The 21270-nt window shown below is 70.6% G+C and carries 24 protein-coding genes, 1 tRNA gene and 1 pseudogene; 15 read left to right on the top strand and 11 right to left on the bottom strand.

From position 1 onward, the window contains the following. Positions 1 to 7: 7 nt before the first annotated feature. Both AB0I89_RS26850 and AB0I89_RS26845 read left to right on the top strand, forming a co-directional pair. Positions 8 to 955, top strand: a complete 948-nt coding sequence (locus tag AB0I89_RS26850; RefSeq protein ID WP_357132353.1) for an RNA polymerase sigma-70 factor — start codon at positions 8 to 10, stop codon at positions 953 to 955. Between the two features lie 82 nt (positions 956 to 1037). After that, positions 1038 to 2222 (top strand): FAD-dependent oxidoreductase, encoded by a 1185-nt coding sequence (locus AB0I89_RS26845; protein WP_357132350.1) that lies wholly within the window; start codon positions 1038 to 1040, stop codon positions 2220 to 2222. A 3-nt stretch (positions 2223 to 2225) separates the two neighbouring features. Here AB0I89_RS26845 and AB0I89_RS26840 read toward each other — a convergent pair whose 3' ends face one another. Beyond that, the gene (locus AB0I89_RS26840) at positions 2226 to 3116 is read right to left on the bottom strand and encodes an NmrA/HSCARG family protein (RefSeq protein WP_357132347.1); all 891 of its coding nucleotides are present in this window, start codon (positions 3114 to 3116) and stop codon (positions 2226 to 2228) included. Between the two features lie 84 nt (positions 3117 to 3200). Here AB0I89_RS26840 and AB0I89_RS26835 point away from each other — a divergent pair, with 84 nt between their 5' ends. Both AB0I89_RS26835 and AB0I89_RS26830 read left to right on the top strand, forming a co-directional pair. Next, complete coding sequence (locus AB0I89_RS26835; RefSeq protein ID WP_357132344.1) at positions 3201 to 3740, top strand: helix-turn-helix domain-containing protein; 540 nt, start codon at positions 3201 to 3203, stop codon at positions 3738 to 3740. 330 nt (positions 3741 to 4070) lie between these two features. Then, positions 4071 to 4220, top strand: a pseudogene (locus AB0I89_RS26830) (cell division protein DivIVA); the annotation flags it as partial. Positions 4221 to 4325: 105 nt separating this feature from the next. Here AB0I89_RS26830 and AB0I89_RS26825 read toward each other — a convergent pair. The 3 genes from AB0I89_RS26825 to AB0I89_RS26815 form a co-directional block, all read right to left on the bottom strand. Further along, a complete protein-coding gene (locus AB0I89_RS26825) occupies positions 4326 to 5534 on the bottom strand; it encodes a serine hydrolase domain-containing protein (protein ID WP_357132341.1) in 1209 nt (402 codons plus the stop codon). Between the two features lie 299 nt (positions 5535 to 5833). Beyond that, positions 5834 to 6208, bottom strand: a complete 375-nt coding sequence (locus AB0I89_RS26820; protein WP_357132338.1) for a YciI family protein — start codon at positions 6206 to 6208, stop codon at positions 5834 to 5836. A gap of 242 nt (positions 6209 to 6450) precedes the next feature. Then, positions 6451 to 7428 (bottom strand): DUF6461 domain-containing protein, encoded by a 978-nt coding sequence (locus tag AB0I89_RS26815; RefSeq protein WP_357132335.1) that lies wholly within the window; start codon positions 7426 to 7428, stop codon positions 6451 to 6453. A 174-nt stretch (positions 7429 to 7602) separates the two neighbouring features. On the opposite strand from AB0I89_RS26815, the gene AB0I89_RS26810 reads away from it, so the two are divergent. The 6 genes from AB0I89_RS26810 (at position 7603) to AB0I89_RS26785 (ending at position 10285) form a co-directional block, all read left to right on the top strand. Continuing rightward, complete coding sequence (locus tag AB0I89_RS26810) at positions 7603 to 7959, top strand: hypothetical protein (protein WP_357132332.1); 357 nt, start codon at positions 7603 to 7605, stop codon at positions 7957 to 7959. 120 nt (positions 7960 to 8079) lie between these two features. After that, positions 8080 to 8499, top strand: a complete 420-nt coding sequence (locus tag AB0I89_RS26805) for a YbaB/EbfC family nucleoid-associated protein (protein ID WP_357132329.1) — start codon at positions 8080 to 8082, stop codon at positions 8497 to 8499. A 7-nt stretch (positions 8500 to 8506) separates the two neighbouring features. Next, the gene (locus tag AB0I89_RS26800; protein WP_357132326.1) at positions 8507 to 8824 is read left to right on the top strand and encodes a hypothetical protein; all 318 of its coding nucleotides are present in this window, start codon (positions 8507 to 8509) and stop codon (positions 8822 to 8824) included. A 3-nt stretch (positions 8825 to 8827) separates the two neighbouring features. Continuing rightward, the gene (locus AB0I89_RS26795) at positions 8828 to 9322 is read left to right on the top strand and encodes a hypothetical protein (RefSeq protein ID WP_355619480.1); all 495 of its coding nucleotides are present in this window, start codon (positions 8828 to 8830) and stop codon (positions 9320 to 9322) included. Then, positions 9315 to 9833: a hypothetical protein gene (locus tag AB0I89_RS26790; RefSeq protein WP_357132323.1), complete on the top strand. Its 519-nt coding sequence runs from the start codon at positions 9315 to 9317 to the stop codon at positions 9831 to 9833. The genes AB0I89_RS26795 and AB0I89_RS26790 overlap by 8 nt, the downstream gene beginning before the upstream one ends. Continuing rightward, entirely contained in the window at positions 9833 to 10285 is a 453-nt protein-coding gene (locus tag AB0I89_RS26785) for an SUKH-3 domain-containing protein (RefSeq protein WP_357132320.1), read from the top strand. Before AB0I89_RS26790 ends, AB0I89_RS26785 begins: the two co-directional genes overlap by 1 nt. A gap of 10 nt (positions 10286 to 10295) precedes the next feature. Here the strand turns inward: AB0I89_RS26785 and AB0I89_RS26780 are convergent, their stop codons facing one another. After that, positions 10296 to 10433 carry a DUF397 domain-containing protein gene (locus tag AB0I89_RS26780; protein WP_357132317.1) on the bottom strand — a complete coding sequence of 46 codons (138 nt, stop codon included), beginning with the start codon at positions 10431 to 10433 and terminating at the stop codon, positions 10296 to 10298. Between the two features lie 70 nt (positions 10434 to 10503). On the opposite strand from AB0I89_RS26780, the gene AB0I89_RS26775 reads away from it, so the two are divergent. From AB0I89_RS26775 to AB0I89_RS26760, 4 genes are all read left to right on the top strand, one after another. Then, the gene (locus AB0I89_RS26775) at positions 10504 to 10929 is read left to right on the top strand and encodes a hypothetical protein (RefSeq protein WP_357132314.1); all 426 of its coding nucleotides are present in this window, start codon (positions 10504 to 10506) and stop codon (positions 10927 to 10929) included. 131 nt (positions 10930 to 11060) lie between these two features. Beyond that, entirely contained in the window at positions 11061 to 11714 is a 654-nt protein-coding gene (locus tag AB0I89_RS26770) for a hypothetical protein (RefSeq protein WP_357132311.1), read from the top strand. A gap of 5 nt (positions 11715 to 11719) precedes the next feature. Then, positions 11720 to 12286, top strand: coding sequence for a hypothetical protein (locus AB0I89_RS26765; protein ID WP_357132308.1), 567 nt, complete (start codon positions 11720 to 11722; stop codon positions 12284 to 12286). A gap of 187 nt (positions 12287 to 12473) precedes the next feature. After that, positions 12474 to 13295 carry a hypothetical protein gene (locus AB0I89_RS26760; RefSeq protein WP_357132305.1) on the top strand — a complete coding sequence of 274 codons (822 nt, stop codon included), beginning with the start codon at positions 12474 to 12476 and terminating at the stop codon, positions 13293 to 13295. A 154-nt stretch (positions 13296 to 13449) separates the two neighbouring features. Here AB0I89_RS26760 and AB0I89_RS26755 read toward each other — a convergent pair whose 3' ends face one another. Then, complete coding sequence (locus tag AB0I89_RS26755) at positions 13450 to 13977, bottom strand: hypothetical protein (RefSeq protein WP_357132302.1); 528 nt, start codon at positions 13975 to 13977, stop codon at positions 13450 to 13452. Between the two features lie 294 nt (positions 13978 to 14271). On the opposite strand from AB0I89_RS26755, the gene AB0I89_RS26750 reads away from it, so the two are divergent. Beyond that, a complete protein-coding gene (locus AB0I89_RS26750) occupies positions 14272 to 14733 on the top strand; it encodes a hypothetical protein (protein WP_357132299.1) in 462 nt (153 codons plus the stop codon). Positions 14734 to 14794: 61 nt separating this feature from the next. On the opposite strand, the gene AB0I89_RS26745 is transcribed toward AB0I89_RS26750, so the two are convergent. The 5 genes from AB0I89_RS26745 to AB0I89_RS26725 form a co-directional block, all read right to left on the bottom strand. Next, positions 14795 to 14871, bottom strand: a tRNA-Ile gene (locus tag AB0I89_RS26745). 64 nt (positions 14872 to 14935) lie between these two features. Beyond that, positions 14936 to 16621 carry an insulinase family protein gene (locus AB0I89_RS26740; protein ID WP_357132295.1) on the bottom strand — a complete coding sequence of 562 codons (1686 nt, stop codon included), beginning with the start codon at positions 16619 to 16621 and terminating at the stop codon, positions 14936 to 14938. After that, positions 16618 to 17565 carry a hypothetical protein gene (locus AB0I89_RS26735; protein ID WP_357132292.1) on the bottom strand — a complete coding sequence of 316 codons (948 nt, stop codon included), beginning with the start codon at positions 17563 to 17565 and terminating at the stop codon, positions 16618 to 16620. The genes AB0I89_RS26740 and AB0I89_RS26735 overlap by 4 nt, the downstream gene beginning before the upstream one ends. Before the next feature lie 56 nt (positions 17566 to 17621). Beyond that, positions 17622 to 18860, bottom strand: a complete 1239-nt coding sequence (locus AB0I89_RS26730; RefSeq protein WP_357132289.1) for an FAD-dependent oxidoreductase — start codon at positions 18858 to 18860, stop codon at positions 17622 to 17624. Further along, the gene (locus AB0I89_RS26725) at positions 18850 to 20973 is read right to left on the bottom strand and encodes an MMPL family transporter (RefSeq protein WP_357132286.1); all 2124 of its coding nucleotides are present in this window, start codon (positions 20971 to 20973) and stop codon (positions 18850 to 18852) included. The genes AB0I89_RS26730 and AB0I89_RS26725 overlap by 11 nt, the downstream gene beginning before the upstream one ends. Positions 20974 to 21270 lie beyond the last annotated feature (297 nt).

Here is a 21270-nt window from a genome sequence, read left to right as displayed (position 1 = left end):
TCGAGCCATGCCACTGCGTTCCGACGAGATCGAGGTGTTCGAGCGCTCCCGGCCCCGCCTGGAGGCGATCGCCTATCGACTGCTGGGCTCGGCCAGCGACGCCGAGGACGCGGTCCAGGACACGTTCCTGCGCTGGCAGGCCACCGACCGGGAGCGCGTCGAGACGCCCGAGGCCTGGCTGACGAGGGTGCTCACCAACCTGTGCCTCAACCAGCTCACCTCGGCGCGCGCCCGGCGCGAGACCTACGTGGGCACCTGGCTGCCCGAGCCCGTCCTCGCCGGGGACCGGATGCTCGGGCCGGTCGACACCGTCGAGCAGCGCGAATCGGTCTCGATGGCGGTGCTCACCCTCATGGAGCGGCTGTCGCCCAACGAGCGCGCGGTGTACGTGCTGCGCGAGGCGTTCGGCTACCCGCACAGCGAGATCGCCGAGATCCTCGACCTCACCGAGTCGAACTGCCAGCAGATCTACCGGCGTGCCAAGCAGCACGTCGCCGCCGGCCGGGCGCGCGGCGAGGTGGACGACGCCGCCGCCCGGCAGATCGTCAGCGAGTTCCTCACGGCGGCCAACAGCGGCCAGATCCAGCGGCTGGTGGAGTTGTTGACCGGGGACGTGACGAGCGTCGGTGACGGCGGCGGCAAGATCCCGGCCCGCACCACGCCGGTCGTCGGCGCGCTGGCGGTGGCGAAGTTCCTGCGCGGTCTCTTCCGGCCCAGCGACGTGAAACGGAACCTGGTGGGCGGCAGCAGCCCCGCCCTCTACGCCGAGGTCGTCAACGGCGGGCCCGCGGTCGTCGTCGTGACCGGCGAGCAGGTCGTCGGTGTCATGTCCCTGGAGATGACCCCCGAGGGAGTCGCGGCGATCCGCGTCCAGGTCAACCCCGACAAGCTCGAACGCGTCACCCGCCAGTGGTCCGTCACCGCGCACTCGGAGCCGCTCCTGCACGTCTGGTGACCCAGGTCATAGCCGCCTCCTGTCAGCAACGGCGTCGCCGCCCGGTTCAGGTAGCGACCATCGCCGAGACAGGAGCGCCGCCATGAAGCACCGCATCGTCGTCCTCGGAGCCGGCTACGCCGGAGCGACCGCCGCGGGCCGCCTCGCCCGCCGGTTGCACCCCGACGACATCGAGATCACCGTTGTCAACGCCGAGGCCGACTTCGTCGAGCGGGTCCGCATGCACCAGCTCGCCGCCGGCCAGGACCTCACGCGCCGCGAGCTGAGCCGGGTGTACGCCGGCACCGGCGTGCGGGTCCGCGTCGCCCGGGTCACCGCCGTCGACGTCGACCGCCGCACCGTCGCGCTCACCGACGCGCACGGCAACGACGAGATCGCGTACGACACGCTCGTCTACGCCCTCGGCAGCGCCTCGGCCGACCACGGCGTTCCCGGCGTCGCCGAGCACGCGTACGACCTCGCGGGCCGACCGTCAGCGCTGCGGCTGCGGGACCGTCTCGCCCACCTCGCGGCCGGGCAGCGGGTGCTCGTGGTCGGCGGGGGTCTCACCGGCCTCGAGGCCGTCACCGAGATCGCCGAGGCCCGGCCCGACCTCGACGTCGCGATCGCCGTCCGCGGCGGTCTCGGTGACTGGCTGAACGGCAGGGCGCGACAGCACCTGCGGGGCGTCACGAACCGGCTCGGCATCTCGGTGCACGAGCACACCGACGTCGTTCGGGTCGAGCCGGCCGGCGTGGTCAACGCCGACGGTGGCACGATCCCGGCCACGGTGACCGTGTGGACGGCCGGCTTCGCCGTCCACCCCATCGCCGCCGCCACCGGTCTGACCGTCGCGGCCACCGGGCAGATCATCGTCGACGACACCATGCGGTCCGTCTCGCACCCGGACGTGTACGCGGTCGGCGACGCCGGACTCGCCGCCGGGCCGGGCGGCAAGCCGCTACGGATGTCCTGCGCCTCGGGAACTCCGATGGCCTGGCAGGCGGCCGACGCCATCGCCGCGCGCCTGACCGGCCGGACGAAGATGCCGAATGCCCCGCTGCGCTACTTCAACCAGTGCATCAGTCTCGGCCGCCGCGACGGCATCATTCAGTACGTGACCGCCGACGACCGGGCCAAGCCGTCCCAGCTGACCGGGCGGCTGGCGGCCCGCTACAAGGAGGTCGTCTGCAAGGGCGCCGCCTGGGGGATCTCCCACCCGATCCCGTACCCGGTGCGCCGCCGCCGGGTCGTCGCGACCCGGACGCGGGCCACCGCCTCGATGTGACCCTCAGGAGAAGGTGCGGCGTGCCCACGTCCGGAAGTCGGTCGTGGGCAGGCTGAGCGCCCGGGTGATCTCGGGACGGGCGGGACTGCCGTTCGCGTTGATCCGCTCGACCGAATTGACCATGGCGGGAAGCAGTCCGCGTTCGACGGCTTCCCGCGGAGTGAGCACGGGCGCGGAGATCGTCCGGCCGGTGACCTCGCTGAGGATCGCGGCCACCTCGGTCATGGTGAGCAGGTCGCCGGCGAGTTCGACGTCCAGGCCGTCGAGCCGTCCCGGCTCCGTGAACGCGATCGCCGCGGCCTCTCCGATGTCGTCGACGGCGACCCAGGGAAGCTGGGTGTCCGCCGCGAAGCCGGTGATGATCGTGCCGCTGGACCAGTCACCGAAGAGGTACGACCAGCCAACGAGGTTCTCCATGAACGTCGAGGGCGCCAGGACGGTCCAGTGCGCGAAGCCACCGGTGCGGACCATCTCGTCGATCGCCGCCTTGCTCTCCCAGTAGTGCCGGTCCCAGCGGCCCTCGGCCCAGCCGGGCTGGCTGCGGTGGAAGTCGCCCGCGCCGGACACGCTGCTGTGTACGACGTGTGCCACGCCAGCCCGGCGGGCGGCCTCGACGACGTTCCGACCGCGAGTCAGCTCGGCGTCGCCCTGCAGGTTCGCCACGTCGGGAAACGGGATCGAGAAGAGGCCGTCCATCCCCTGGGCCGCGGCGAGCAGCGACGCGGGATCGTCCAGGTCGCCCTTGACCAGTTCGGCGCCGCGCGCGGCCAGAGCCTGTGCGCTGTCGGTGGCGACGTCGCGGACCAGGGCACGGACCACGACGCCACGGTCGAGCAGTGCTCGGGCGGTAGCCCCTCCCTGCTTGCCGGTCGCGCCGATGACGAGGACAGCCATGATGCCTCCAAAATAAGTGGGGCATCCCCCCACTTGTCGCCGGTTACGATATGGGGGACCACCCCACTTTGGCAAGGGCGGGCCATGAGAGCCGACGCACAACGCAACTACGACCTCATCGTGAAGGCGGCCGCCGAGGCGATCGCCCGCGATGGCGCGTACGCCTCGCTGGAGGAGATCGCCCGCTCCGCCGGGGTCGGCTCGGCGACCCTGCACCGGCGCTTCCCGTCCCGGTGGTCCCTGCTCCAGGCCGTCTTCGGGACCTGCGTGCAGAACCTCGCCGGTCGCGCCGAGGACCTGCTGGCCGAGCCGGACGCTCTCGCCGCCTTCACCACCTGGTTGCGGGAGGTCACCGTGTACGCCACGACGACCCGTGGGCTCGCGGTGACACTGCTGAACGCGCCACCTGAGGAGAACGAGACCTGCGGCGCGACGCTCTGCGCGGCGGGCGAGAAGCTGTTGCGTCGGGCCGTCGAGCAGGGAACCGTACGCGCGGATGTCGTCATGGCGGACGTGATGACCCTCGCCAACGCCATCTCACTCGCCGCCCAGCCGGCCGACGCCACGAAGGCGGAACGACTCCTGGCCCTCTCCCTGGCGGGAATCCAGCCCCCCGCACGGTGACCGACCTCAATCCACGATGGAGTGTTCGGGGCTGGCGAGCTTGACTCGATCGTCATGCTGGAACCCGATGCCCGCGCCCGTACCGTCGTTGGAGGACCCGTGCGCAAGCCAGCCAGGACCGCAGCCGTCCTCGTCGGGCTCGGCGTCGGCGGCGCGGTCGGTCCGGCCCTCGGGCCGGCCGCCGTCTGGTCCGGTGTCGCGGTCGCCGCGATCGGAGTCGCGCTCTCCCTGATCGGCACCGGCGAGTCCCACCTCGTCGAGGACGGCCTGGCCGACCGGGGGGAGGACGACCAGGCCGCCGCCGCTCCGCGACGGCGCAAGCGGGAGACGCCGACCCTCAGCGGCCTGGGCACCCGGGTGGAGCAGATCCTCGACCTCGCCGAGAAGCAGGCCGAGGACCACCGCGCCGTCGCGCGACTCGAGGCGGAGAGCATCGTGACCGCCGCGCGGCGGGAGGCGGAGTCGATCCTCAACCGCGCGCACGAACAGGCGGCCGGGATTACCGGTACCCGCTGGGAGCCGCCTTCCTACGGCGTCGGCTCGCCGTAGCGGCCGGAAGGTAGCCGCGCAGGTCCGCGTGCGATGTCACCGGACCGACGATGCTCGGTGGTCGGTGCCGCACAGCGCCGTCTCGACGCTCTCGTTCACCTCGGCGAGCATCTGCTCACCGGTCGGCAGGCCGGTCACGGCGACCACGGCACCGCGGCCGTCGCGGGTGACCAGGTTGCGGGTCTCGAACCCCTGGATGTCCCCGCCGTGACCCCAGGCTTCGACGCCGCAGGGCAACTCGTGGCTGGCGATGCCGAGCCCGTACGCGTACTCGCCGGTCGGCTCGAAGCCGGGCGCGGGCACGGTGGTCATCATCGCCTTCTGCTGCGCGGGCTTGAGCAGCCGGCCGTCGACGAGCGCCTGGAAGAAGGTCCGCAGCTCGTCCGGGGTGGAGACCAGTTGGCCGGCGGCCCAGCCCAGCGACGGGTCCATGTCGGTGACGTCCACCCACGGTGCGCCGGGGCCCACTGCGACGTAGCCGTGCGGGTGCGTACCCCGAAGAGACTGCTCCCCCACTCCCGGCCAGTAGGTGTCGCGCAGGCCGAGCGGCCTGATGATCCGGTTGGTGATCTCCTCGCCGATGGGACGCTCGGTGACCTGCTCGACGATGAGCCCGGCGAGGACGTAGTTCGTGTTGCTGTACTCCCACCTCGCGCCGGGCGCGAAGTGCGGCGCGTTCGTCAGCGCGGCATCCACCAGCCGCCTCGGCTGGTAGTACGAGTGACTCTTGTCGATGAGGTCCTGCGCCTTGGTGAAGAGCACGTCGTCGTAGTCCGCCAGGCCGCTCGTCTGCTGCAACAGCTGACGTACGGTGATCGCGTTGCCGTCGTTGCCGTGACCTCGCACGACTCCGGGCAGGTAGTGCTCGACCGTGGCATCCAGGTCGATGCGTCCCTCCCCCACCAACTGCAGGACGACCACCGCGGTGAAGGTCTTGGTGTTGCTGCCGATGCGGACCTGGCCGTCCCGGGGAACCGGGCGACGCGTCTGGAGGTCGCCGACCCCGGCGGTGTAGTCGCGGACCCGGCCGTCGGCCCCCCGTACGGAGGCGAGGACGCCGGGGAAGCCACTCTCGCTGACCAGGTCGTCCAGTTGCCGCTGCACGGCATCGGGTGGCCCGGCCGGGCGACCGCTGTCGGTGGCGGCGAACGCGGCGGACCCGGTCAGGATGGTGGCGGCGGCCAGTGTCGCGGCGACCGCCCGCAGGGCTGGGCGGCGCGTGGACGTGACGGCGTGCGGCGGCATGACTGCTCCCTGGAGTCTCGGAAACGCTTGACGCCATCAAGGGTTCAAGAATTCCGATCCGGGGACGATCCCCGCAGCTGCCCTCCTGCCGGTACAGCCTGCGCTACCCGGCCGGCCGGGTCTGCTCGACCAACCACAGCGGCGGTGGTGAGCGGTATACCTCAGTGGAATGTTCATACCTCTGAGGCATACCGCACTTCAGCACAGCTAGAACCACCCGCTTCAGGGGCGGGACGAGCACTTCCATGTCGTGCCGTCGTGGTGCGGAACGCAGACCACCCGGATCTTCCCGATGAAGGTCACCCTCGACGGTCGGCGCGGCGGAGCATCTCCTCCATCTCGGGGTCGGCCATGATCTCCCGGACCTCCTGGGCGCAGCGGCAGCCGGCGGCGAACTTGGCAGCCCATCCGAGCGCCTCCTCGCGGGTGGTCACGTCGACGACCACGAACCCGCCGATGACCTCCTTGGTCTCCGGGTAGAGGCCGTCGGTGACCGACCCGTCCGTGGCCACGATGTTGGCCCGCTGCCGTTGAAGGCCGCCGCCGAACACCCAGACGCCCGCGTCGACGGCCTCCTGGAGTACGGCGTGCGCCGCCTTGCCCACCTCGGGCAACTCCTCGGCGGGGATGTGGTCCATCGCGCCGTCGTTGAACGAGATCAGGTACCGCGCCATCTCAGAACTCCTCGTCTCCCGGGCGGCCTTCGCCGACCGCCTCCACCCGTACCACGAACGAGCAGCCCTCGATTCGACGCCGGGCCGGAAAAAGTCCCGCCGCCCGCCGATCTGCTGCTCGTGGCGTGGTGTTCGTGGTGTGGTGTGGTGTGACAGCAACTTCGGGGATGTTGCTGTCTCCGGCGCGGCTGAGGCAGCAACATCGGGGATGTTGTCCGGATCTTGGCGTCGATCCGACCCCGTCAGCCGGTCTCCCGCACGAGGCGGTACAGGTCCTGGCGCACCGCCGGCCACTCCTCGCCGAGCGCGTGCCGCGCGGCGCCCAGCGCGTCGACGCCGGCCATTCCCGCACCCAGCGCCGCGTGCAGGGCATGCACGGCATCGGCGCCGGCCCGGACATCACCGCCCTGCGCCGTGAGGCGGACGATCCTCCACCGGGTCTCCTCGTCCACGGTCAGCCCTCGCTCGACGGCGTCGATCGCCTGCCTCGCCAGCTCGTCGTCGCTGAACCGGAGCCGCATGGTCACCGCCCGTACGGCGTGCGCCACCGCCGCCCGCCGTACCTCATCCGGCGCGGACCGCAGCCGAGCGTCCAGGTCGGGCTCGTAGTGACCGAAGTTCGACGGCGGCCTCGGGTCGGCCGGGATGTGCGGCAGCCGCACCGTCACCCACGGCCCGGCCTGCGGGTCGACCCCCTCGTCGCTCATCCACTCGGCCGGCAGCCGCACCCCGGTCCGCCGTTCGACGAACGCCATCGCCGCCGACCGCACGTACCCGGTTCCGCGCGCGGCGCGTACGTCGTCCAGGTCGTCGGCGAACGCGGACGGGTCGTCGCCGTGCCGCCGCTCCGGGTCGTTCAGGTCCATCCAGGCGAGCACCCGGCCGTACACCGCGTACGTGAGGCCGCCGTTGCCGTTCACGGTCCACTCGACGGTGTGCACCCGCGTGCCGTCGCTGAGCCAGCGCAGCACCTCGGGCCGGCTCAACGCGCAGCCATTGTCCTGGAACACCAGCACGTTCGGGCCGATCTGGGCCAGGTCGGCGAGCTCGCCCGACTGGTCGTCACCCGGCTCGACACGCCTGGCCCGCAGCCGCTTGATGATCCCGTCGACGGTGGCCTCGGCACTCGCCGGCTGCACCACAGCCCAGCTCAACCCCTCGGCGAGCCAGTCCCGCTCGGTGAGGAAGTCGTCGTAGTACCGCACCGCGTCCGAGACCATCGGAACACGGTACGACGTTCATCGACGCCTAGGACTGCGTGATCCACTCGGGTTCCTGGAAGTCGGTCCGAAAACGGCGTCCTGATACCCCGATTTCCCGGAGGCCGAGTCGATCAATCGTCCGCCGCGGCGACGGGGCGTGGTGTGTGTCGATCCGGTTGTATCGTCTCGCTGATGGGGCGGCTCATGGACCGGCGCCGCGATCTTGCCGGATGGTTGGTAACGCCACTGTTCACCCTCGTGGCGGCACCGGTGTTGGCTGGCATAGTCGGAGTGTTGGGAAACATCGGAGACAGCAACGGCCCGCCGATGCTGTGCAAAGAGGCAATCGCCGACAACAGTTGCGAGGAAACCAGCCTCAGAGTGATCGGCGTACATGTGGCGATCGCGGGCACCATGTGGCTGCTGCTATGGATCATCCCGTGGTGGCGAGGTCTTCGCACCGTGCGCGTGCTGCTCGCCGTCGCCGCGACCGTCGTCCTCGTACTCCTGCCGGTACGCATGTTCGACTGGTCCATCCGGTACTTCTGATGTCCACAGTGATGCGAGGCCCTCGCCGTCGCCGGCGCACGCCCCCGGGGGACGGCGGGCGACGGCGTTGTCTTCTAAAATCTCGTGGGCAGCACTGAACGCAGATCCGGGGGGGCTGAGGTGACATCGACGAACCCCAACGGGATCGACAAAGTGCTCACCGACACGCTGCGTGCGCTGTCCGCACAGCAGTCCGGCGGGGCGGACGGGGCGGACGTGCCCCAGCCTGAGGGTCACGGCGAGGCGGCGGACGGGATGGTGCGGGCCACCGCTGCGCCGCCGGGCCGGCTGACCGCACTGGAGGTCGACCCAGGCCTCCGGCGGCTCGACCTCACGACCCTGACCGAGCACATCCTCACCGCCGTCAACGACGCCATGGCAGACCTGCAGCAGGCGACGACGTCCACCACGGAACAGGTTGACCTGAGTGACCTCGGGCGGCAGTTGACCGAGATTCAGCGGGATGCCGCCCGGCAGTTCACCACGTTCCTCGACGGGCTCGCCGACGCGCAGGACCGGCTGGGCCGCCGAGGCGGGTGACGGCGCCGTGCAGATCGACCCGGAGGGCATCTCGGCTGCCGGCACCACCATGCGGTCGTTGGCGGACGGTTTCGCCGACAAGCTGACCGCCTTCCAGGCCCGACTGGCATCGATCGGTCCCGCGTTCGGCGACGACGAGACCGGGTCACTGCTCGGCGTGGCATACGACGAAGCGGCGGCGTACGTCTTCGAGTCACTGCTCGAGGCGCTCGATGAGGTCGGTTTCGCTGGCGACGACCTGACCGGGATGGCTCGTGCCCACGAAGCCAACGAGGCCGACACCGGCGACCTGTTTCGCGTGCTGCTCAAACGAATGGAAGGCTGACGGGTGGGTCTGCAGATTCCGGGTGAGCTGCGCAGCCTGCTCGACATCCTGGGCTACACCTGGCCAGCTTCTGACGAGCAGAAGCTCTTTGAGCTCGGCCAGGCCTGGTGCGAATTCAGCAGTGACGTGGCCGAGTTCATTCAGCAGGCGGAGACGGCCGCCAAAGCCGCGCTGAGCGGCAACGAGGGTGCCGATATCGAGGCATTCCGTGCCTGGTGGGGCCAACAGGAGAGCCCGGTCGACAGCCTTCAGAGCAACGGCACCGGCGCGCTGGTCGGCGGTGCCGGACTCATGATCGCTGCCGCGATCGTACTGGCCCTGAAGATCGCGGTCATTGTGCAACTGGTCCTGCTGGCGATCCAGATCGCGCAGGCAATCGCCACCGCTGGCCCGACGTTCGGCGCCTCGCTGCTGGAGATTCCGGTGTTCCAGACGCTGACCCGCACCATCGTCGGCAACCTGATGCAGGAAGCCCTCTGGCGGTTGGCCGATGGTTAGGAACCGCACCGGCAAGATCGCCGCCAAGTTCGCCCGGGAATGGGTCAGAGACCTCAAGAAGGTCAAGCGGCGACGCCGCGGAAATCCGGACGCACGGCCGACCAGAAACGCGTCTCCCTCGCGGCAGGCCTCGTACCGTGCCCGTCAGGAGGCCGACCGCCAGCAGCGCAACGGACGGGTCAATGGCACCGCCGAGGCCGTGACCACGGCTGATGGGCGGCACACCGCCGTCTCGGTGAGCGACGGCCCCGACCGGATCTATCCGCACAACCGCGAGGTGGCCGGTGCGCTCGACCGGGTGCCGCAGAACCTTCGCGCGCCGTGGCACGGCAACTGCGCGTTACCGCAGTCGTTGTCAAAGCTGCTGGACCGGGGCATCGACCCGCGCGGTGGCGCGATTGGGGCCGCACGGATTCGCGCTCCGGGTAACCCCGGACACGGCGCGCACAACCCGTGCTGCAACAGTTGTAAGTCGTTGCGCAACGAGTTCGACCTGAGAGAGGTGCTGTGATGCGGGGAGATGACCGCGCACTGCCGGACCGTGCGGCGCAAGCCCTCAGGATGGCGGGTTGGTCACCACGCCGCCGAATGGACGTCGGCGAGTGGGAGTCGGCGCTCGCCCCGGAGGGCTTTGCCATGCACGCTCCCGCGCGAGCTTTCCTCACCGAGTTCGGTGGACTGGTCGTGCCGGTGAGCGGTCCCGGTCGGGACTCGGCCCGCATCGGTCTACGGCTCGACCCACTGTTGTGCCTCGGTCAGAAGGTCTGGTTCGACAGCCTCTCCGGATCCACGGCCGGTCTGCTCTACCCGCTCGGCGAGGAACACGACGGGCACGCCAGCCTGGCCATGGACGAGGAGGGCACGATCTATCTGCTCTTCAACGACCAGATCAAGAGGATCGGCCCCGGCCTGACCGGCCTGGGCCGACTGCTCGAGGGCGAAGAGGCCCCGGCCGGGCGTTAACGGGCCGCAGTCAGCGAGGCTGCTTGGCGCTGCTGATGAACGCCGACCAGGCGGCCGGCGCGAAACTCAACACCCCGGCATCCGGAGCCGTGGAATCGCGAACGTCGACCCCGGCAACAGCCGACGTGGCCCGCTTGGCCGCCGCCATCGGACTGACCCGGCGCTGGCGCGCTGTTCGGGTCGGTGTACGGAACATCGACGACCGTAGACTGCCCGCCGTGGGATATTCCGTGTGGCCTTCCGGCCGTCTGCACCTACCGGAGTCGGACGACGCCGCCGCAACGGCCGCCGCCAAGGCAGCCATGGCCGAACAGAGTCGTTGGTACGAGCCCGACATGACTGACGTGAGTGACCGGATCGTCGACATAGCGAGCGAGGCCAGGGCCTCGATCACCCGCGACGGGGACTGGATCGAGTTCGATCACGACGACGCGGGCGACCCCAAGTGGTCGCACCAGGCCATCGCCTTCTACGTCGCGATCGCGCCGTTCGTTCGCTCCGGCGTCGTCCACTTCGACGGTGAGGACGGTGCCCACTGGTCCTACACCTACGCCGACGGACGGATGACCCAGCAGGGTTGGCTCGGCTGGGACGGATCGGTCGAGCCGTTCGGCGAGTACGTGGATCCCCCGTCCCTGGAGTAGGGAGGGGCAGAGCCTTGAGGTCTTGCTGCCCTAGCCTGGCCGCTCGCAGAAACCACCGCCTGCCGCAAGCATGGATCCGAGGCGTTCGCTGCCAAGCCAGCGGCGCACGGAAGATCGAATAAGCTGCCCGCGTGACGCGACACGTCCGTGACGCACCGTCCAACCTGAGTGTCCGGGCTCGCCGCTTCGTGGCGGTCCATGGAGTTTGGCTCGACGTGCCCTCTGTCAGTGACTGGCGCGAGCAGTGGGAGGCCAACGGCATTCCGTCGGAAGTCGTCGACCGGGCGGAGAGCTATCAGGCTCGCTGGGGCGGACTCGCCCTACCTCCGTCGTTCAGCTACGACGGAGGGCCGCGAATGCTGCGTGCCGACACACCGGAGTGGGAGAACGACCTCCCCGAACCGGACTGGTGGTTCGAGGCAGGACCGCAACGAACGGCGTTGCCGTACTCCTTCCTGATCGGACCTGACGGAAGCTTCGGCATCGCCATGGACAGTTGGGTGCCTCTGCACGTCCGCATCGAAGGCTGGGTCGAGTCACTGGCACTCGCCCAGTCGGCAGAGCAGATCGCAGAGACGGTTACCAGGCTTTCTGGCGACGCGGTTGCCGACCTTGACCTCTCCGATATGCGACCCGTGCCAGAGACGGCCGGCATTGTCGACACCTGGTGGCATGGGGCAGGCTCTCTGATCGCGATCTACAACGGCGAAGCGGAGCTGTTCGGACGTCCCGACTATCGGGTTGCGCGCGTCTACTCCGGCAACATCGACATGGAGTGGCTGTAGGAGGCATGGATCCGAGGCGTCTGAGGAGGCTGTCGCCCGTGGCAGAGCGGGATGAGCTCGATGTGGCCCGACGTCGCTTGCCCGTGGGTGAACACGTCACGGGCCAGGTCGTCCGTGTACCGAGGCCCGGAGCGATCGGGCTGCTCGTGGACCTGGGCCAGGAGCTGGAGGGCTTCGTTGACGTCCTCGTCCTGCCTCATGACCCGGCCGAGTGGCCTTCGGTCGGCGCAGTGATGACGTTCGAGGTTCTCCAGCACCGGCCAGGCCAGGTGCGTCTCTTCCCACTCGACGCGTCGTTCCGCTCCCGGACCTACCTCCCCGCCAGCACGAGCAACGAGGAGTGGCTGGTCCTCAAGATGCGCTTCCCGATCGGCTCTGCGGTCACCGCCACCGTCACCCACGTCTTCACCTCGAACAGGGAGTATGTGGTGCGGTTCGAAGACTGCTCATCAGCCCTGGAATGGACCGGCGAGGCCCCGATGGTTGGCGCCACCGGCAGGTACACGATCACGCGCCACCTGGATCACACCCGACGCGTCGTACTCACGCCGGCCGATCCAATCCAGGATTGATCTGGACCGGCATCCTTGCCAACCGCCCGCTCATCATCGGCTCGACGCGATCGGCTCAGGGCCCGTCCGCGACCGCACTGCATTGCACTGCACCGGTGGAGATCTGGAACGGACGCTCGATGTGAGCCTTGCTCGGCGTTGCTAGCGTCGTGGCTAGGTCTGAGGGCGAACAGGCAGGACGGACGCCATGGCCAGCAGCGGAAGTACAGCTAGCTCGGCGAATCGGCGTGCTCGCGCGCCGATGTTCGTGATCGGCAGCGTCGTGGCGTTGGCCGCCCTCATCGCGCTGGGGTACCGGCTGAGTAGCGACCCGCGGGTCGGGCACGAAGCGGGCGTCATCCGCGTGGCGCTGGCTCCGGGAGCCTTTCTGGTGCTGACCTGGCTCGTCCGCCTGGTGCAGTGGTGGGGCGCCGCTCGTGCTCCCGCGAGGCGCGTCATGGTGACCGCGCATCTGGCGCAGGGGAAGCAGCCGGGAAGCGCGGGGCTGGCCACAGCTGCGGCGCACGCCGTGAGCTCCGCCGGCGGGATCAACACCAGCCCCAAGGGATACTCCGTGTGGCTGACGGTGGGCGGCCGGGGCAGGGGCGTCGTCCTGCACCAACGTGTCGTCTGGGAACCGTGGTTGCGCGAGCTGACCAGGTCGCGTCCGGCTACGATCCGGCACGGGCCCGGCGTCAGCGTGGTCGACGTGGCCGGGTACGGGCGGCTCTGGCCGGCGAGTTCCACGCTGCTCCGTCGTCCCTACGGGGTCAGCCTCATTCCGTTCCGCAAGGCCCATGAGTTGCCGAAGAGCGGGAGCCTCTCGTACGGCCGTCTGGCCTACCTTTTTCTCGTGTTCCTCGCGCTCGGCCTGGCCGACCTCGTCGGCCACGGTATGTGGGCGCTGCTCGGGTGGTGGGCGGCGTACCTCGTCGCCTCGATGGCCGCCATCGGAGCCTGGTTCGGCCTCGTTCCGCCCGGCGTGCGTTGGGAAGCAGCCCCTCGGGGCCACGTCGCGACGACCTCCTGACCACGGACGCGATCGAGCGAACAGGCGGCGCCCTCGGCCAGAGCCTCGTCTCCCCATCAGAAACGGTCGCCTGCTCCTGCGGCCACACTGCGGGCCTTGGAGCCATCTCCGCCATGAGGCCGGGGCCGTGCCGGCGCGACCCGCCTTGCGGTGCTCACTCGGCAGTGGTCAGGGGAACTCGCTGCCCTTGCCTCGCTTCGAGGACTACCCGTTGACCCAGAGGCTGAGCCAAGTTCAGATTGGCAGTTCGTCGGTAGCCGACAAGCGTGCATACCTCGTTGGCGGCGTGAGGCTGGGCGATAACGATGACGACGACGGCGACGGCGTTGGCAGACTCGACCGCCTCGGCGTGGTAGTCGGCACCGCACGGTCTGGTTGCCGGCTCCCGAGTGCCAGTGAAGGTGACAGTCAACCGGGTGCTGGCCCTGGTACTGGTGGCTGATTCGATGGAGATGCCGGGTGGGGAGTTCCATGGCGGCGGCGTCACGGTGACGGTGGCTGCACCATCAGCGTTGATAACCGCCTGCTCATAGCGGGCCAGGGCCTCACCCGCTTGCTGGCGCATCTCCCCCAAGCTTTCCCCCTTGGGTAGTGCACCCTCATGCGGGTCGTTCACCTCCGAGCTGCAACCAGCCAGCACTACCACGGCCGCACCCCAGAACAGCCAGCGCCGGCGAACCACCGTCAAGCACCTCCGCATCGCCTGAGCACACCGGCCGGATCCGCAGGGTCGACCGGTGTGCGGCCTTCGGCAGCCATCAGGGGGTCGATGGCGACCAAGAGTATCGACGGAGGGCTGGCTGTCCAGACCAACCGTCAAGCATCAGGTGAGACTAGACAAAGCCGTCGATGGCTGCCCTCCGTCGGCTGTCGTGCGACAGTCGTCCGCCAACCGAACCGCGACGTCAGCGCGGATGGCGGCAGGAGACAAACTTCTGGGCCAGCCCGGTAGGCGCCGATCGCGTACCTTGCACCCATGGCAGTGCCATTCCCCGACACGATGCAGGAGGCGGCGGCCCCTACTCCACCACATCGCCGCCTCCCCACGGTTGCGTTCTCTCTGGCGCTGGTCGCCGTAGGGCTGATCGGCGGCTTCGGGGCCGCCAAGCTCGGCGACGAACCGCACACTGCCAAGGCGGAGCTGCTCGTCGGGACGGTCACCTGGTCGAACGACGAGACCAGGTCCATCGCGTTTGCCGAAGACGGGGCGCTCCGGAACCCTCTCGATGGCGACACGATCTACTCCGTGATCGCCGAAAGCTGGCAGGACGCGCGCGGGACACTGCACAACGACGGCACGTATCCCACCTGCCTGGTCGGCGAGGAGAACGAGCCCGCCTCAGCGGACCAGCGCCGTGTCGAACTTGAAGTCCTACACCGAGACACGGGCGGCGCTCAGCCACAGCACATCGCCGTTCACGTCCACTGCCTCGATTGATGGCATCGGACCTCGATGCGGCTCGCCTGGTTCGTCGGAACCATGGCCGACCAGAGGTAAGTGGTGGGGCGGGCGGGACTCGAACCCGCGACCGAGGGATTATGAGTCCCCTGCTCTAACCGGCTGAGCTACCGCCCCGGAACCGCGCGGATCTTATCCCGCCCGGTAGATCACGGGCCAGCGCCGATGCGGCCCCGTCCCATCACCGCCGCCGTCGCCACAGCAGCACGATGGGCAACGCGAGGATAACAGTGAGCAGCCAGCCTGCCACGACGACGCCCCAGAGCCACTCTTCGCCCGGCTCGGTGCCGGCGGCGACCATGACGTACGTCACCAGCAGGCTCACGGCGCCCGCCACGAGGACGGCGACGCCGCTGACCACGATCATCGCGACCTCCCACCAGGGGCGGTCGCCGGGCGCGCGGGCCGGCTTCTCCGGCGCGGAGGGCTGCGGGATCTCGTCCGGCGTACGTGCCGGCATGCTGATGTGCCGGTCGGCCGGCACCTGGGCGTCGATGACCGGGAGCGCCGCCGGGTGCAGGTGGAACATCGTCGGCTCGATGTGCAGCACGATGGCGTCCGCGCCGATCAGTTGCCGTGCTCCGTCGGGCCAGGTGAGCATGGCGGCGCAGTCGGCGTAGCGGACGGTCAGCGGCTTGTCGCTCTGGAGCAGGGTCACCCCGTCGACGCCGATCCGCAGGGCGGCGTTGCCCTCCTTCGCCGAGTAGCCGGTGCCCTCCAGGATCTCCGTCGAGTGGGTGGGCGCGGCGACGAAGCCGGCCCAGTCGGCGGTGAGCCCTCGCGGCACCATGAGCAGCGCGGAGCCCATCACCTCGCCGGCGACCTCGTGCAGGTCGGCGAGGTTGATGGCCTTCAACTCGGCCCGGTGCTCGTCGATGGTGAGGTTGGGTTCCCCGGTGAGCACGTTCAGGGCGTACCCGGGAAGTCGCGCGGCATCGACCTCGGCGGTGCCGAGCAGGTCCTCGCGCTTGGCCACGGTGGCGTCCAGGTCGGCCTGCTCGATCCGGCCGACCCGCAGCTTGGCGAGCACGTCGACGAAGCCGCCGAGAACGGCGTCCTGCTTCTCCGCCAGCGCGTCGGCGAGCGCCCGCAGCGTGGCGTTGCCGTCGCCGCGCGGGTCGTACCCGGTGGTGGCGGTGTAGGAGAGACCGGATTCCTGGCGCAGCGACCGGTACAGCTCCCGTTCCAGCACACCGGCGAAGACGGCTGCGGCGGCGCTGCGCCGCACCACGGCGTCGAGCACCACCGCTCGGGCGCCGTGCACGAAGTACGCGGGGGTCTGCGGCAGCGCCGACGAGACCGCCGGGACCGGCTGGCGTACCCCGGTCGGCAGCGGCAGCCGGAGCCCGGCGGGCACCCGGTCGCCGCAGATCCACAGCACCGCGTTCTCCCGGGTGAACCAGCGGGCCGTCCACTCGCGCAGGTCGTCGGCGGTCAGCGCGCCCAGGCCCCACTCCGGGTAGCTGCTGAGCCCGAAGTCGCGGGCCCCGTGCCGCCACAGCGGGATGTCGTCGATCGCGGCGGCGCCCCGGCTGCTCCACTCGGTACGCAGGATGTCCTTCTCGACGTCGAGTCGCGCGAGCGGCAGGTCGGACAGGTGCCCGCAGACGGCGGTCAGGAACGCCGCGATGTCGGTCTCGGAGCCCTGCGTGTGGAACATGGTGAACGCTGGCGCGGTCACGCCGTTGACGTGGTAGTCGGCCAGGCCGAGCGGCGCGAGCGCGAGGTGCTCGATGAGGTGAGTGGTGCCGGCGCGGGCGAGGGTCTCGTCGGCGGTGCCGACCCGGAAGGTCAGCCCGGCGCGCATCGGTCCACCGGTGGGGGCGAGCAGCGTGGGCACCCCGTCCACGTCCAGGTGCTGGATCACGACTGGCCACCCTTCGCGTACGCCTTCGCGCGGTACTTCGTGTAGCCCTCGGCGTCGTCCGCGTACGTCCAGGGGAATTCCGAGCCGAGGTTGCCGAGCGCTCTGAACTGGCTGGCCGCCGCGGACCACTGCTCGGTGAGGCTGAACACCAGCGCGAACGACGAGCGGACCCAGACCCAGCCGGGCCGGTCGACGAAGTCCGGGTGCAGCACGGACCGCTGCCCGGCCTGCATGATCTCGTCCACGACGGGGGCGCTGCGCACGTACGCGGCGCGTTCCCGCTCGGTGTCGAAGTCGAGCCAGCGTTCCAGGTGCGCCTCGGCGAGCACCACGGCGTTGGGCGCGCCGGCGGGCGCGGCCTGCGCGCACTCGCGGGCGAAGGCGAAGGCGCGGTCCCAGTCGCCGCTCCACTTCGGGCAGAGCTGCTGAAGCAGCGTCGCCTGGGCGGGCGCGTGGTGGGGGTGGTGCTGGGCGAGTCGGTCATAACGGCGACGCGCCTCGTTCTGGCCCAGTTGCAGACCTCGGGCGATGGTGATGCGCTGGGTCCAGGCGGCCGCGTCGTCGGGGCGCCGGGCGGTGACGTCGATGAGCACCCGCTCGGCGCGACGCAGATGGTCGTGGAACTGGTCGAACTGCTCCCGGCTGACGTACCGGGCCCGGTAGCCGCTGCGGATCCGCCAGCCGGCGCGGATGAGGTGGTTGCCGAGCAGGGTCCCGGCGAGCGGGTCGGTGGGGTCCGCGTCGTACGCCTGGCGCAGGAACGGCTCGGTCCCGGGCTTGTCGCCGGCCGCGGCGACGAGCAGCGTGCGGCCGTCCGGGTCGCGGTCCGCGAACACCGCCCGCACCGCGGGCCAGTCGGCGGCGTCGAGCGCCTTGTGCAGGTCGCTGACCTCGGGGTACGCGTCGGCGACGTCGAAGGTGGGCGCCGGGAGGGTGGCGGGCATGGCGGCGATCATAGGTGATCAACTACGGCTGCGGTGTCCCCTTTCGAGGCGCGAGGTCAGCCGGCGCGCAGGGCCTCGAGGACCGCGCCGGCGGCACGCCAACCGCTGGCGAGAGCGCCCTGGATCGACGGGCTGTCCCGGTGGTCACCGGCCACGAACAGCCCCTGCCCGAGCGCGACCGGCTTGCGCAGCCGTCCCTGCGGGGGTGGGGCGGCGGGCAGCGCGTCCGGTACGGACACGGTGGTGAGGTGCGTCCAGTCGGCGGTGGATCGTCCGTACAGCCGGGTCAACTCGGCCCGGATGGTCGGTTCGGGCGGGGCCGTCGGGCCGACCACCGAGGTGGCCACGAGGTGCCGGCCGGCCGGGGCGTAGGTCGGCACGGCGTTGCTGAGCACCACCGTGTTCGCCACGATCTCCCGACGGTCACCGTCGACGAGCAGGATCGGCTCGCGAAGCGGCGGTTCGGGAGCGCTGTGGTAGTACGTCGTGTAGCTGTGCATCCGTACCCTCGTCAGAGCCGGCAGCAGCGCGGCCGCGGCGGGCGGGTCGACGGCGACCACGACGGCCCGGCAGCTGATGTCGCCGGCCTGCGTGCGGACCAGGCCGGGCGCGACCTGCGCTACCGGCGTGTCCAGGTCGAGCAGGTCGACCGGGAGCGGCTCGGCGATGGCCCGGGGCAGCGCGGCCATCCCCTCGGCGGGCAGGCCGATGCGCCCCCGGGCGAACGAGCGCAGCACCATCGCGAACACGTGGCTGGAGGTCGCCAACTCCCGGTCGATGAACACACCGGACAGGAACGGCCGCAGCAACTCCTCGATGATCGCGTCGGAGAGACCGGCCCGGCGCAGCGCCGTCTCCGTGGTGGTCTCCGACGCGGCGAGCAGGCGGGACGCCGGCAGGGTGGCGGCGCCGGTGGCGAGCGCGGCGAAGCGGATCCGGTCGAGCAACGAACCGACGCCGGCGAGGGCGGTACGCGGGCCGCCGGTCGGCTCGCGCAGCGGGTTGACCAGCCGCAGCAGGTCGTCGCCCCGACGGACCAGCACGCCGGAGGTGAAGTATCCGAGGTTCAGGCGGTCCGTGTCGAGCAGCGTGCCGAGCTTCGGGTAGGCGGTGTTGAGCACCTGGAAACCGCGGTCGATCAGGTACCCGTCGACGACGTCGGTGGCGACCCGACCCCCCAGCCGGCCACCGGCCTCCAGCAGCCGCCAGGGCACGCCCGCGCGGTGCAGCCGGCGAGCGGCGGCGAGACCCGCCAGGCCACCGCCGACGACCACCACGTCGGTCTCAGCCAGCATCGCGCGCCTCCCGCTCGCCGTTCGTCCGGGACAACCGGCCCGGCCACCAGATCTTCGGCCCGATGTCGTACGCGAGCGCGGGCACCAGCAGCGACCGGACGATGATCGTGTCGATCAGTACCCCGATCGCGACCGCCGTACCCAACTCGACGAGCACCACCAGCGGCAGGACGGCGAGGGCGGAGAACGTCGCCGCGAGCACGATGCCGGCGGACGTGATCACCCCGCCGGTGACCGAGAGACCGGCGAGCACACCGGCCCGGGTACCCCGCTTGACCGACTCCTCGCGCACCCGGCTCGTCAGGAAGATGTTGTAGTCGATGCCGAGCGCGACCAGGAAGACGAACGCGAACAGCGGAAACGACGAGTCCACGCCAGGAAAGCCGAAGACGTGGCGGAACAGCAGCGCGCACAGGCCGAGGGTGGCCGCGAAGCTGAGCAGCACCGTGCCGATGAGCAGCAGCGGCGCGAGGAGGGCACGCAGCAGCAGGGCCAGGATCACCGCGATGACCACCAGCACCACCGGGATGATGACGTTCTGGTCGCGCTTCGCGGCGTCCGAGGTGTCCACGTTGATCGCGGTGAAGCCGCCCACCACGGCGTCCGCGTCGGGCACCCGGTGTACGGCCTCCCGCAGGTCACGGATGGTCCGCTCGGCGCCGTCACTGTCCGGTGGGTCGGTCAGGGTCGCCTCCAGTTGCACCCGACCGTCGACGACCTTCGGGGCGGCGTTGCCGTCCGGCGGCCCGCCCTGCTGGCCGCCGCTGAACGGGCGGACGGCAGCCACCCCGGGCACACCCTGCGCGACTGCGGCCACCCGCTGCGCGGACTGCTCGGTGGTGAAGATGGCGGCCGGGCTGCCGGTACCGGCCGGGTAGTGCCGGGCGATCACCTCCTGACCGTCCACCGAGTCGGTGCGCTGGGTGAACAGGTCGGACTGACCGAGAATGGTCGCGCCGAGCTGGGTGAGGCCGAGCGTGAGCACCGCCAGCACGACAGCCGTGCTCAACCAGATCGGGCGGGCGTGCCGGGCCACGAAGCCGGCGATCCGACTCCAGATGCCATGCTCGGCCTGCGGGTCGGCCTGGTCCACCCGGGGACGCCGGGGCCAGAACGCCCACCGACCGCCCAGCACCAGCAGCGCGGGCAGGAAGGTGAGCATCACCAGCAGCGTGGCGGCGATGCCGATGGCGGCGACCGGGCCGAGCGCCCGGTTGGAGTTCAGGCTGGACAGCAGCAGGCACAGCAGGCTGACGATGACCGTGCCGCCGGACGCGATGATGGCCGGCGCGGCACCCCGCCACGCGGCACGCATCGCGCCCCACGGCCGGTCGTGCCGGTGCAACTCCTCCCGATAACGGGCGATCAGCAGCAGCGCGTAGTCGGTGCCCGCGCCGAAGACCAGCACGGTGAGGATGCCCTGCGCCTGCCCGTTGAGCTTGACGATGTCGGCGTCGGCGAGCAGGTAGACGAAGACCGCGGCGAGGGCGTACGACATCCCCGCGGCGAGCAGGGGGAAGACCCACAGGACCGGGCTGCGGTAGACGATCAGCAGGATGACCAGCACCACGACAAGCGTGACGAGCAGCAGCGGCCCGTCGATGGCGGAGAACACCTCGATCAGGTCGGCGAGCAGACCGGCCGGGCCCGCGACGTCCACGGTGAGCCCGTCCCGGTCGCCCCCGGCGATGTCGCGCACCTGTCGGACGACCGCGCCGATCTGCTCACCCTCGGCGTCGTCCACCGGCACGACGACCTGTAATGCCTGACCGTCCTCGCTGGGAATCGGCGGCGGCAGCGGAGTGACGACGCCCGGCACCCGGGCGAAGCGGGCCGCGTCGGCGGCGACCCGCTGCCGGTCGGCGTCGGTGATCCCCGACGACCGCTCGTAGACGACCAGCGCCGGAGTGGTCTGCCGGTCGACGAACCCACCGGCGAGATCCTGGGCGCGGGTCGCCTCGGCGTCGGTGGGCAGGAAGGCGGCATTGTCGTTGGTGGAGACCTCACCAAGCCGCCCGGCGTACGGGCCGGCCACCGCGCCGATCACCAACCAGGCCAGCACGACCACCACCGCGACCAGCGTGGCCCGGCCGAAGCCCCGTCGTCCGGACATTCGCGCTCACTCCAAGAATCGACGCATAAATCGACGCAGCGGGAGTCTAAGTCGACATCGCCATCCTGCCGGGCCCACGAGCCCCAAGCGGGCCGAACCTCTCATTCCGTGCTCTCGTGCTCTCGTGCCCCGCGCCGTCGTGCCCCGCGCCGTCGTGCCCCGCGCCGTCGTGCCCCGCGCCGTCGTGCCCCGCGCCGTCGTGCCCCGCGCCCCGCGCCCCGCGCCGTCGTGCCCCGCGCCCCGCGCCCCGCGCCCCGCGCCCCGCGCCCCGCGCCCCGCGCCCCGCGCCCCGCGCCC

Source organism: Micromonospora sp. NPDC049801 (assembly GCF_040656575.1).
In the GTDB taxonomy this organism is placed as follows: Bacteria; Actinomycetota; Actinomycetes; order Mycobacteriales; family Micromonosporaceae; genus Micromonospora.
Note: the sequence above shows the minus strand (reverse complement) of the source record. Positions and strands in the feature narration are given on the sequence as shown.